The sequence below is a fragment of the Pseudomonas sp. GW456-L12 genome (assembly GCF_059424045.1).
Map to the genome: position 1 here is coordinate 15,988 of NZ_JBWKZA010000048.1, position 11,917 is coordinate 27,904.

At 66.5% G+C, this 11,917-nt stretch carries 12 protein-coding genes; 8 read left to right on the forward strand and 4 right to left on the reverse strand.

All coding sequences use genetic code 11. From position 1 onward, the window contains the following. Positions 1 to 165: 165 nt before the first annotated feature. Together AC07Y9_RS30770 and AC07Y9_RS30775 are read right to left on the reverse strand one after the other, a co-directional pair. Positions 166 to 729 carry a histidine phosphatase family protein gene (locus AC07Y9_RS30770; protein ID WP_102681110.1) on the reverse strand — a complete coding sequence of 188 codons (564 nt, stop codon included), beginning with the start codon at positions 727 to 729 and terminating at the stop codon, positions 166 to 168. 94 nt (positions 730 to 823) lie between these two features. Further along, positions 824 to 1,387 carry a DUF4865 family protein gene (locus AC07Y9_RS30775; protein WP_087088361.1) on the reverse strand — a complete coding sequence of 188 codons (564 nt, stop codon included), beginning with the start codon at positions 1,385 to 1,387 and terminating at the stop codon, positions 824 to 826. 94 nt (positions 1,388 to 1,481) lie between these two features. Between AC07Y9_RS30775 and AC07Y9_RS30780 the strand changes: the two genes are divergently transcribed. From AC07Y9_RS30780 to astA, 8 genes are all read left to right on the forward strand, one after another. Next, complete coding sequence (locus AC07Y9_RS30780) at positions 1,482 to 2,348, forward strand: LysR family transcriptional regulator (RefSeq protein WP_102681111.1); 867 nt, start codon at positions 1,482 to 1,484, stop codon at positions 2,346 to 2,348. A 169-nt stretch (positions 2,349 to 2,517) separates the two neighbouring features. Continuing rightward, positions 2,518 to 3,372 (forward strand): MurR/RpiR family transcriptional regulator, encoded by an 855-nt coding sequence (locus AC07Y9_RS30785; protein WP_007932586.1) that lies wholly within the window; start codon positions 2,518 to 2,520, stop codon positions 3,370 to 3,372. 2 nt (positions 3,373 to 3,374) lie between these two features. Beyond that, complete coding sequence (locus tag AC07Y9_RS30790) at positions 3,375 to 4,019, forward strand: cysteine hydrolase family protein (protein ID WP_007932585.1); 645 nt, start codon at positions 3,375 to 3,377, stop codon at positions 4,017 to 4,019. Then, positions 4,016 to 5,362: a type I glutamate--ammonia ligase gene (locus tag AC07Y9_RS30795; protein ID WP_102681112.1), complete on the forward strand. Its 1,347-nt coding sequence runs from the start codon at positions 4,016 to 4,018 to the stop codon at positions 5,360 to 5,362. The genes AC07Y9_RS30790 and AC07Y9_RS30795 overlap by 4 nt, the downstream gene beginning before the upstream one ends. Then, positions 5,346 to 6,098, forward strand: coding sequence for an N-formylglutamate amidohydrolase (locus AC07Y9_RS30800; protein WP_102681113.1), 753 nt, complete (start codon positions 5,346 to 5,348; stop codon positions 6,096 to 6,098). Before AC07Y9_RS30795 ends, AC07Y9_RS30800 begins: the two co-directional genes overlap by 17 nt. 194 nt (positions 6,099 to 6,292) lie before the next feature. Continuing rightward, positions 6,293 to 7,636, forward strand: a complete 1,344-nt coding sequence (locus AC07Y9_RS30805) for an APC family permease (RefSeq protein ID WP_102681114.1) — start codon at positions 6,293 to 6,295, stop codon at positions 7,634 to 7,636. Positions 7,637 to 7,828: 192 nt separating this feature from the next. After that, on the forward strand, positions 7,829 to 8,845 hold the full coding sequence (locus AC07Y9_RS30810) for an arginine N-succinyltransferase (protein WP_102681115.1): 1,017 nt from the start codon (positions 7,829 to 7,831) through the stop codon (positions 8,843 to 8,845). A 58-nt stretch (positions 8,846 to 8,903) separates the two neighbouring features. After that, on the forward strand, positions 8,904 to 9,968 hold the full coding sequence (astA, locus tag AC07Y9_RS30815) for an arginine N-succinyltransferase (RefSeq protein ID WP_087088369.1): 1,065 nt from the start codon (positions 8,904 to 8,906) through the stop codon (positions 9,966 to 9,968). A 24-nt stretch (positions 9,969 to 9,992) separates the two neighbouring features. Here astA and AC07Y9_RS30820 read toward each other — a convergent pair whose 3' ends face one another. Together AC07Y9_RS30820 and AC07Y9_RS30825 are read right to left on the reverse strand one after the other, a co-directional pair. Further along, positions 9,993 to 10,388 (reverse strand): carboxymuconolactone decarboxylase family protein, encoded by a 396-nt coding sequence (locus tag AC07Y9_RS30820; protein WP_007932579.1) that lies wholly within the window; start codon positions 10,386 to 10,388, stop codon positions 9,993 to 9,995. 232 nt (positions 10,389 to 10,620) lie between these two features. Continuing rightward, a complete protein-coding gene (locus AC07Y9_RS30825) occupies positions 10,621 to 11,865 on the reverse strand; it encodes a M20/M25/M40 family metallo-hydrolase (RefSeq protein ID WP_102681116.1) in 1,245 nt (414 codons plus the stop codon). Positions 11,866 to 11,917 lie beyond the last annotated feature (52 nt).

Genomic DNA, 11,917 nt, shown 5'->3' on the forward strand with positions numbered 1-11,917 from the left:
GATGGCGAATCGGAAATGGAGTATGGCCGGGTTGTCGCGGCGCGTCACAAAGCGGCCGCCGGGCGGCCTATCGCGAGCAAGCTCGCTCCTACAATGATTTGCGCCACCTCTGCAGGAGCGAGCTTGCTCGCGAAAAAAACCCCAGGCCACGCCGAGCCAAGCCCGCTAATCGCGCTGGTCCAGGCGCAAGCGCCAGCGCCCGTTGAAGCGCAGTTCGACCTGGGCCAGCGGCTCGACATCGATGGCATTGAAACTGGCCAGCGGGCACTGCATGACGTGCACCAACGCCGCGCGGATGACCAGCGGATGGGTCACCGCCAGCACATGCCCTGGCTGCTCGCACAGCGACGCCAGCCACGCCGCGACCCGCTCGCACAGCTGCGCCACCGACTCGCCGCCATGGGGCGCCAACTGGCTGTCGGCCAGCCAGGCTTGCACGGCCTCGGGCTGCTCGCGCTGCAGAGAGTCAATGGACAGGCCCTGCCAGCGGCCCATGCCACAGTCGCGCAACGCCGGCACCGCCTCCACGCTGGCGCCATACAGGGCGGCGGTCTGCCGCGCCCGTTGCTCCGGCCCGCTGAGCAGCCGCGGCGCCCCCTTGAACGCGCCGGCCCGCGAACCCGCCAGCGCCTGCCAGTCCATCTCCAGCGGTTCGTCCAGCGGGAAACGCGCCAGCTTCTGGGCGACGGTCCGGGCATGGCAGATCAGGGTCAAGCGGGTGGCCGGCACGGGGAATCTCTCGACGTTGAATGGACGCAGTGGGCAATGTGGCTGCGTTTGTATCATGGGCCGCCGAGGGATTCCCAACTTGTCGCAGCCGAACCTAGGCGCTGGCGATCCCCGGCCGGGCCAGGTACAGCACCTCGTAGCGTTCGGCGCCGCGCGCGCTGTCGGGCGCGCTAGCCGACAGGGTGAAGCGCACCAGCTCCCAGGCCTGCAGGTCGAGGGCGACGAACACGGCGAAGGTATCCGGGTCATCGGCCAGCCGCTGGTTGTGTTCGACCTGTTCAGCCAGCAACCTGGCCCGGTCCGCCAGCGGATCGATCGCCAGCGCCTCGCGATAGAGCGTCCGTGCCTGGTTGGCGCGTCCGCGACGCCAGTCCAGGGGCAACCAGGACTCGATGTGCGGGCGGCCGAAGGAGTCGATCACGCTGTCGAAACCGCTGCCCATGAGAAACCGGGCGGCGCCCGCCGGGTCGGCCCAGAGGTAGATCGAGGCGTACAGGTTATGCCGCGCACCATGCACGCCCCGCTCCTGCCCGGCGAAGACCTTGAACAGCAGCCCGTCGACCTCGTCCCACAAGGGCCCGCGATCCGCGGCGCGGTGGCGGATCACGCCCATGTCGTAATCGGCGGGCAAGCGGTGTGAATACTGTTTGGCCAACATGGCGGTGCTCCTGTGCTTGAGGGTGTGGCCAGCTTGCGCAGGGCCAGCCATTACAACAAGATATCGACACATATATCTGCGATAAGCATTCGATATGAGCGAACCCATCAAGCCGCTGGACATCGACACCGTGCACGCCTTCGTGCTGATCGCCGACTTCGGCAGTTTCACCCGCGCCGCCCAGGCGCTGGACACCTCCCAGGCCGCCATCAGCCTCAAGCTCAAGCGCCTGGAGGAACGCCTCGGCTATCGCCTGCTGGAGCGCACGCCCCGGCATGTGCGCCTGACGCCGGTCGGCGAGCAGTTCATGCAGGCCGCCCGCGACCTGCTGCGCGCCCATGAGCGGGCCCTGGGCGACATGCAGGCGGCGCCGGCGCGACGGCTGATCATCGGCATCAGCGACCACGTGGCCGGCGCGGAACTGCCGCACCTGCTGAGCCGCATCGCCGCCTACGATCCGCTGCTGATCATCGAGGTGCGCATCGCCTCCTCCCGGGACCTGACAGCGACCTTCGACCGTGAGGAACTGGACGCGGTCATTGTGCGCAACGAAGGCGCGCGCCAGGACGGCGAAGTGCTGGTGGCCGAGCGCTTCGGCTGGTTCGCCGCGCCGGCCTGGCAGCAGGCTCCGGGCACCCCGCTGCGGCTGGCGACCATGGCCGCGCCCTGTGGCGTGCGGCATGTCGCCGTGCGGGTGCTGGACGACGCCGGCATTGCCTGGACCGAAGTCTTTATCGGCGGCGGCGTGATGGCCGTGTGCGCCGCGGTCAGCGCCGGGCTCGGGGTCGCAGCGCTGGCCCATCGGGTGGCGCCGGCCGGCGCGGTGGAAGTCGGCGAACGCCTCGGGCTGCCGGTGCTGCCGGTCAGTGAAATCATCTTGCTTGCGCGGCCCACCGACGCCCGCTCCGAGGAAACCCTGCGCGCCCTCAGTGCCGCCTTTCGCGGCACTCTGCCGCGCTGACGGCGCGCCCCAAAAAACCTCGAACACCCAATAAACCCGGGCTTTCACGCCCCCTTTTGGCGCATTTCAGGGCGCCTTTATTTTTCACTGGACATGTAGCGTAAATTACATAAATACTGTTTTCACTTTCAGTGAAACAAAAACGACATCCACTTGCGAAGGCGTTTTCATGCCGTCTCTCAGAGACCAGATCACCGACCCGGCCCTCGACCTCACGCCTTCGGAGCGCAAGGTCATCCGTGCCCTGCTCGACCATTACCCGCGCAACGGCCTGGGGCCCATGTCGCGGCTGGCCGAACACGCCGGCGTCAGCGACCCGACCATCGTGCGGCTGGTGAAAAAACTCGGTTTCGGCGGTTATGCGCAGTTCCAGGAAGCGCTGCTCAGCGACATGGACGCTCGCCTGCGCTCGCCCAGCACCCTGTTGCAACCGCGGGCCCAGGTGCCCCGGGACGATGCCTGGAGCCATTACCTGCAAGGCAGCCTGCGCAGCCTGGAACAGACCCAGGCCCTGACCCAGCCCGAAGACGTGCGCATCCTGGTCGACTGGCTGCTGGACAGCCGGCACGCGCTGTACTGCTACGGCGGGCGCTTCAGCAACTTTCTCGCCAGCTACCTGCTCAATCACCTGCGCCTGATGCGCCCCGGCTGCGTGGCCCTGGACGACAACGCGCAACTGCCCGACCGCCTGTATGACGTGCAGCGCCAGGACATCGTCCTGCTGTTCGACTACCGCCGCTACCAGAGCCAGGCCCTGCGCGTGGCCAGCGCGGCCAAGGCGCGGCACGCGCGGGTGGTGCTGTTCACCGACATCTACGCCTCGCCCCTGCGGGAGCTGGCGGACCTGATCATCAGTGCCCCGGTGGAGTCGGCCTCGGCCTTCGACACCCTGGTGCCGGCGCTGGCCCAGGTCGAGGCGCTGGTCGCCAGCCTGACCCTGCGCAGCACCGACCTGGACCGACGCCTGGAGGGCATCGACGCCCTGCGCAACGAATTCGCCACTCACCTGCTGGAGGACAAATAAGGATGGTCTGCCTTCCCCACCAATCGCCTCGCGACCTGCCATTCACCCTCGATCGCACCGCCCTGCTGCTGGTGGACATGCAGCGGGCCTGGCTCGAGCCGCAGCTGGATCCGCATTTGCAGGTGCCGGACGCCGAGTACTTCCTCAAGCGCACCCGCGAGCAGGTGATTCCCAACCAGCAGAAGCTCCTGGCGGCCATGCGCGGCGCCCGGCAGAACGTGCTGCACACCATTATCGAAAGCCTGACCGCCGATGGCCGCGACCGTTCGCTGGACCACAAGCTGTCGGACATGCACCTGCCCAAGGGCAGCCCGCAGGCGGCGATCATCGATCCGCTCGCAGCGCGGGAGAACGAAATCGTCCTGCCCAAGACCTCCTCCGGGGTCTTCAACTCGACCAACATCGACTACGTGCTGCGCAACCTGCAGACCCGCCACCTGATCGTCGCCGGCATCGTCACCGACCAGTGCGTCGACATGGCGGTGCGCGACGCCGCCGACCGCGGTTACCTGGTGACCCTGGTGGAAGACGCCTGCGCCACCTACACCGACGCCCGGCACCAGGCCTGCCTGAACGCGATCAAGGGCTACTGCTGGATCACCGACACCCAGACCGTGCTCGGCCGCCTGCGGGAGATGCAGGCATGAGCCGGAACAGCGAGCCGTTGCGGCCTGTGGCCATGACCACCCTGCTCACCACCGACCTGATCGGCGTCAGCCGTGGCCGCTCGTTCCCCAGCGACGAACTGGACAGCTACACCAGCGCCGGCTGCGGCTGGGTGCCGGCCAACAGCGCGCTGACCCCGCAGGACATCATTGCCGAACCCAACCCCTGGGGCGCCCGTGGCGACCTGCGGCTGATCCCCGACCTGGCCAGCCGAGTCCAGGTCGGCAACGGCCCGGACGCCAGCGCCTCGCCGCTGGACTTCATCCACGCCGACATCTGCGAGACCGACGGCCAGCCCTGGGCCGCCTGCCCGCGCACCCTGCTGCGCAACGAGGTGCAGCGCTACGCCAGCGAGCTGGGGCTGCAGGTCACCGCCGCCTTCGAGCACGAATTCAACCTGCGCGGCGCCACCGCGCAACCGGAGCGCCTGGCCTTCTCCCTGCAGGCCCAGCGCCAGGGCGCGGACTTCGGCGGCTGGCTGCTCAGCGCCTTGCGCGCCGCGGGCGTCGAGCCGGAAATGTTCCTGCCCGAATACGGCAAGCACCAATACGAAATAACCTGCCGCCCGACCCAGGGCGTGGCCGCCGCCGACCGCGCGGTGAACGTGCGCGAGATCACCCGCGAGATCGCCCGGCAACTCGGCCATGGCCTGAGCTTCGCGCCCAAGACCGCGGAGCACGCGGTGTGCAATGGCGTGCACCTGCACCTGAGCCTGCAGGACCTGGACGGCGCGCCGGTGCTGTATGAGGAAGGACGGGCCAACAGCCTGTCGTCCCTCGGCCAATTCTGGGCCGCCGGGGTGCTCAAGTACCTACCGGCGCTCTGCGCCTTTACCGCGCCGACACCGATTTCCTACGCCCGCTTGCAGCCCCATCACTGGAGCGCCTCCTACGCCTGCCTGGGCCAGCGCAACCGCGAAGCCTCGCTGCGCATCTGCCCCACCGTGAGCCTCGGCGGCAAGCCGGTGGCGCCGCAGTACAACCTGGAATTTCGCGCGCTGGACGCCACCGCCTCGCCGCACCTGGCCATGGCCGCGGTGCTGATCGCCGGGCGCCTGGGCATCGAACAGAAGCTGCCACTGCGCGCCGTGACCGACGAAGTGCCGGACGAACTGAGCGCAGAGCAGCGCCAGGACCGCGGCATCGTCGCCCTTCCGGCTTCGTTGCCGCAGGCGCTGGACTGCCTGCGCAACTGTCCGGAACTGCTGCAAGCACTGCCAGCCCCGCTGCTGGACACCTATTTCGCCGTCAAACACAAGGAAGTAGAACTGACCGAGCACCTGACCCCTGCCCAACTCTGTGAGCACTATGCACACCTGTACTGAAACCGCTGAACTGGGGCTGTACACCCAACCGGCCTACCGGCTGCTGCGGGAAGATTCCGCGCACCCGCTGATCCTCGTCTGCGAACACGCCAGCCGTTATATCCCGGCGGCGCTCAACGACCTCGGCCTGGACCCGGAAGCGGCGCGTGAACACATCGCCTGGGACCCCGGCGCCCTGGAGCTGGCGCAAAGCCTGTCGCAGGCCCTCGGCGCCACCCTGCTGACGGCCAATTATTCGCGGCTGCTGATCGACCTCAACCGCCCGTGCCAGGCCCACGACAGCATTCCGTTGCAGAGCGAGATCTACCAGATCCCGGGCAACCAGCACCTCGACGAAGCCACCCGCGAGTACCGCCGCAAGCAGCTGTTCAGGCCCTTTCATGCACGCCTGAGCGGGCTGATCGACGCACGCCTGGCCGCGGGCCGGCCGGTGCGGGTGGTGGGCATCCACAGTTTTACCCCGCTGTATTACGGCCAGCGCCGCACGCTGGAGATGGGCGTGCTGTTCGACCGCGCCGAGGGTTACGCCCGGCGCCTGCTGGAAGGCATGTCGGTCCACGACGTGAAGATCGCCGGCAACGAGCCGTACAAGATCGACGCCCTGGGCGACATGACCGTGCCGGCCCACGGCGATGCCCGCGGGCTGGATTCAGTATTGATCGAGGTGCGCAACGACCTGCTGCGCACCCCGCAGGCCATACAGTGCTGGACGGATTATCTGGCGCCGCTGTTGTAGAAAAAGCTGTACATCAGGATGGAGCTGTCGTTGTAAAAAAGCTGTTTGCTGTACCGGTACAACAACTATAAAAAACCGCCGTGGCGTGTCTTTAAACCTGCCAGGTTCAAATACATTGCTTGCCTCTGCAGGTCGTCCTTCGACCTCAGCGACAGGCTCCCGCCCCCCCTTTGGCTGACAAGGAGAACCTCTTCATGGAGATTGAAGAATTCGGCTACAAACAGGAACTCAAGCGCGGCCTGACGCTGCGCGACCTGGTGGTCTACGGGATGATTTTCATGATCCCCATCGCCCCGTTCGGGGTCTACGGCTATGTAAACCAGGAAGCACCGGGCATGGTGCCGCTGGCCTACATCATCGGCATGCTGGCGATGCTTTTCACCGCCCTCAGCTACGGCAGCATGGCCCGCGCCTTTCCCATCGCCGGCTCGGTCTATTCCTACGCCCAGCGCGGGCTCAACCCCCATGTCGGCTTCATCGCCGGCTGGCTGATGCTGCTCGACTACCTGCTGATTCCGCCGTTGCTGTACGTCTACGCGGCCATGGCGCTGAACCACCTGTACCCGGACATTCCCAAGGTCGGCTTCATCCTCGCGTTCCTGGTCAGCGCCACCTTCGTCAACCTGCGCGGCATCACCTTCACCGCGCGGATGAACATCGTGTTCCTCCTGGCGCAACTGGTGGTGCTGGGGATCTTCCTGTTCTACGCCTGGAATGCCCTGCACGGTGGCGCCGGTAACGGCCAGTTGACCCTGGCGCCGCTGTACCACCCGGAGAATTTCCACTTCGGCATGCTGATGCAGGGCGTGTCGATCGCCGTGCTGTCGTTCCTCGGTTTCGATGCCATTTCCACCCTGGCCGAAGAGATCAAGAGCGAGCCGGGCAAGAGCGTCGGCCGCGCCGCGCTGATCACCCTGCTGGTGATGGGCGCGATCTTCGTGGTGCAGACCTGGATCGCCACCGACCTGGCCGCCGGCATGGGCTTCAAGTCGGCCGACACCGCCTTCTACGAGATCGCCGAAATCGCCGGCGGCAGCTGGCTGGCGACCCTGACCGCGGTGGCCACCGCGCTGGCCTGGGGCGTGGCGGTGGCCATCACCTCGCAAGCGGCGGTGTCGCGCCTGCTGTTCGGCATGGCCCGCGACGGCAAGCTGCCGAAAATCCTGGCCAAGGTCCATCCCAGGCACAACACGCCACACGTCAGCATCTACCTGGTGGCCGTGCTGTCGCTGCTGATCTGCTACCTGTTCATCAACTCGGTGGACACCCTTACCTCCCTGGTGAACTTCGGCGCCCTCAGCGGTTTCATGCTGTTGCACCTGACCGTGATCAATCACTACTGGCGTCGCAACCAGTCGGCCCAGGTACTGCGGCATCTGATTTGTCCGGTGATCGGCTTTCTAATTGTCTGCGCGATCATGTACAACATGGGGGTCGATGCGCAGAAACTCGGTTGCATCTGGATCGCCATCGGCCTGGTCTACCTGTTTTTCCTCAACAAGCTGGGCGCCAATACGGCGCTGGCCGATCCACTTTAATCAACACCCCCGGCCGCCGCGGCACCATGAAGGTGCTCCGGCGAATCCGAGTGGGCGCCGACAGGTGCCTGCGTGCCACCGCCCGCCCATGCGGGCAGTGGCAGTAATGCGTGGAAACCGACAGTGATTGTCAGGTTCGGCGCCCCGGGTTTCGCGACCAGGCGTCGATCATTTTGATACAGGAGTGCATCCATGCTGGTCTTACGCCCAGTTGCGCCAGACGATTTGCCGGAGTTGCAACGGCTGGCCCGTGAAAGCCTGGTGGGGGTGACGTCCCTGCCGGACGATCGACAACACCTTTTGGACAAGATTCTCGACTCCTGCGCCTCCTTCGCCGCCAACGTGCAGGCTCCGGGGCCGGAGAACTATTTTTTTGTCCTGCACGACCCGGCCAGCGGCCAGTTGCGCGGCTGTTCGGAAATCCTCGCCATGGCCGGGTTTTGCGCGCCCTTCTACAGCCTGCGCAACCGGCCCTTCGTCAGCAGCTCGCGGGAGCTGAACGTGCAGCACGGCGTGCCGACCCTGTCGCTGTGCCAGGACCTGAGCAACCACAGCCTGCTGCGCGGCTTTCATATCGACCCGGACCTGGTGGGCACACCGATGGCGGAGCTGCTTTCCAGGGCCCGCCTGCTGTTCATCGCCGCCCATGGCTCGCGCTTCGCCGAAACCAGCATCACCGAGATCGTCGGCTACAGCAGCGACGACGGCCATTCGCCGTTCTGGGATGCCCTGGGCAAGCACTTCTTCGACCTGCCCTATGTCGAGGCCGAACGCCTGTGCGGCCTGCAAAGCCGCAGCTTCCTCGCCGACCTGATGCCGCAGTACCCGATCTACATCCCGATGCTGCCCAAGGCGGCCCAGGACTGCATCGGCCAGGTCCACCCGCAGGGTCGCGAGGCCTACGAGATCCTGCTGCGCGAGGGGTTCGAAGCCAACCACTATGTCGACCTGTTCGACGGCGGCCCGACGCTGTACGCCCGCCACAACGGCGTTCGCTCCATCCGCCAGAGCCTTATCGCCAACGCCTGCCCGGGCCCGCAGAGCGGCAACGGCCGGGCCTGGCTGGCGAGCAACGAGCGGCTGGGGCAATACCGGGCCGCCCTGGTGCACCTGGACGAAGCACCGGGGGACCTGGTCAACCTTGACCCGCAAACCTTCCAGGCCCTGCACCTGCAAACCGGCGACCCGGTACGGCTGGTCGCCCTATGAAGAACCCCGGACACGTTTGCATTCGCCGCCTGAACAGGCGCGCAGAAGGAGCTGCATCATGATCGTTCGCCCGGTACGCGTGACCGACCTGCCCGCGTTGATGGCCCTGGCCCGGCGCGCAGGCCTGGGGCTGACCAGCCTGCCGGCCAACCAGGAGCGCCTGACCCACCGGATTCGCTGGGCCCAGCGGACCTTTGCCGAGCAGGTGGAACGGGCCGACGCCGACTACCTGTTCGTGCTCGAGGACGACGACCAGCAAGTGATCGGCATCAGCGCCCTGACCGGCGCCGTGGGCCTGCGCGAACCCTGGTACAGCTACCGGGTCGGCATGACCGTCAATTCGGCGCCGCACCTGGGCATCCGGCGGCAGATCCCGACCCTGTTCCTGAACAACGAAATGACCGGCCAATCAGAACTCTGCTCACTGTTCCTGCGCCCCGACCAGCGCCGTGACACCAACGGCCGCCTGCTGTCCCTGGCGCGCCTGTTGTTCGTCGCCGAGTTCCCGCACCTGTTCGGCGACAAGCTGATCGCCGAGCTGCGCGGCAAGGGCGACGAGAACGGCTGCTCGCCGTTCTGGAACAGCCTGGGCCGGCACTTTCTGCAGATGGATTTCGTCCAGGCCGACCACCTGTCCAGCCTTGGCCACAAACCCTTTATCGCCGAACTGCTGCCGCGCCAGCCGCTGTACACCTGCCTGCTCAGCGAACCGGCCCAGGCCGCGATCGGCCAGGCCCACGAAAACGCCGAGGCGGCGCTGGCCATCCTGCGCCACGAAGGTTTTGCCCATCAGGGCCATATCGACATCTTCGACGGCGGGCCGGTGATCGAGGCCGAGCTGAGCAAAGTCCGCGCGGTACGCGAAAGCCAGGTGTTGCCACTGCTGGTCGGCACCCCGGACGACGACGCGCCGACCTGGCTGATCCACAACCGCCGGCTGGAAAGCTGCCGCGTCACCCGCGCCCGCGCTCGCCTGGTGTCCGGCTGCCTGCTGGTGGATCGCCTCAGTGCCAAGCGCCTGCAAGTGCAGCCCGGCGACCTGGTGCGCGCCGTGCCGCTGCTGGCCACCCAGGCCAAGGCGGCCGCGGCCGAAAGCCCAAGGACGGCGCTGGCCGATGCCTGAGCGGCGCCACGGGCCGCATCGGACTCATTCGAGCTTGAATCCGTCATCCAGCGGCACCCGGTAGCCGTTGGCCAGGCGATTGGTTTCGTTAGCCATGCCGACCACCGCCTGCAACTCACCGAACATCGCCTCCGTCATCCCTGCCTTGCGCGCCGCGGCGGTGTGCGAAGCGATGCAATACGGACAGTTGTTGGTGACGCTGACCGCGACGTAGATCAGCTCCTTGGTCAGCGGATCCAGCGCCCCCGGCGCCATGATCTCCTTGAGGCTGTCCCAGGTACGACGCAAGGTCGGCGGATGGGCCGCCAGGCATTTCCAGAAGTTGTTCACCTGGTCGACCCGGCGGGTGCGCATGATGTCGTCGAACACCGCCCGCACTTCCGGGCTGGCGTCGACGTATTCGGTGAGGTGGCTGCTCATTGAAGGCTCCGCTGTGGGGGACGAGGCTTTCGAGTATAGGCAGAGGGATCGCAGGCGCCCGCAGCCATTCCCTTGTAGCCGCTGCCGAGCCCGCGAGGCTGCGATAGGACCGCAGGTCCTCCAGCGGTCTCGAGATCCTTGCGCCTGCTGCGCAGTCGATCGCAGCCTCGCGGGCTCGGCAGCGGCTACAGGGTCCGGCCATGCAGAAAATGCAGTGCGTCTGTTCCTGCAATCAATGCTTGGCCGACAGCTCCATGATCATCCGCGCCAGCAGATAGATCCGTGGCGCCACGCTCTCGACTTCGGCGTACTCCTCGGGGGTGTGGATATTGCCGCCGACGATGCCGAAGCCATCCAGGGTCGGCGTGCCGACGCCGGCCGAGAGGCTGGAGTCCGCCGCCCCGCCGCTGCCCTCGATGGTCAGCTTGCGCCCCAGCTCGCCGTAGATGCCCTGGGCCATGGCCACCAGCGCATCGGACTTCTCGGTCTGCGGCATCGGCGGCAAACCGCGCTGCAAGGTAGTCTTGACTTCGGTGTCGGCGATCAGCTTGTTGGCCGAGACCCGCGCCAGATCCTTCTCGATGCGGTCGAACTCCTCCGGCACCGCTGCCCGCACATCCGCCTTGGCGGTGGCCTGGTCGGGAATCACATTGGTCCGGTCGCCGGCCTTGAGCACGGTGAAATTGATGGTGGTTTTCTTCTCTTCATCCCCCAGCTTGCCCAGTTGCAGGATCTGGTGCGCCGCCTCCATCGCCGCGTTGCGCCCCAGCTCCGGCGCGACGCCGGCGTGAGCGGCCTTGCCCTTGACCTCCACCAGCGCCGTGGCGCTGCCCTTGCGCCACACCACCAGGCCATCGGCCGGGCGCCCCGGTTCCAGGTTCAAGGTCACGTCGTGGGCCTTGGCGGTTTTCTTGATCAGCTCGGTGGCGATCTCGGAACCGGTTTCCTCGCTGGCATCGAGCAGGAAGGTGATCTGTGCATAGTCCTTGAACTTGAGGTTATCCAGGACCTTCAGCGCGTAGATCCCGGCGACAATGCCGCCCTTGTCGTCCATCACTCCCGGGCCATAGGCGCGGCCATCCTGGATGCGGAACGGGCGCTCGGCCGCGGTGCCTTCCTTGAACACCGTGTCCATGTGCGCCATCAGCAGGATCCTGGCCTTGCCGGTGCCCTTGAGCGTGGCCAGCACATGGCTGCCGCCGGCCGTGCCGTTGGGGACTTTTTCGATGCTGGCGCCAAGCTTCTTCAGCTCGGCGATGGCGATGTCGCTCACCTGGTCCAGCCCCGCCTCGTAGCCGGAGCCCGAGTCGATATTCACCAGGCGCTCCAACAGTTTCAGGGCGTCGCCCTGGTATTGCTGCGCATCGTTCTGCACTTGTGGGTGGGGGGCGGCGCTGGCGTGGATGGCCAGCAGGCCAAGGGCGAGGGTCAGGCCGATACGGGCGGCCAGCAATGAGCGAGGGGAAGTCTGCGTCATGAATCGGTCCTTGTTTCGTGTCGGAAGGTGCCCGCCCACCCTACCTGACAAC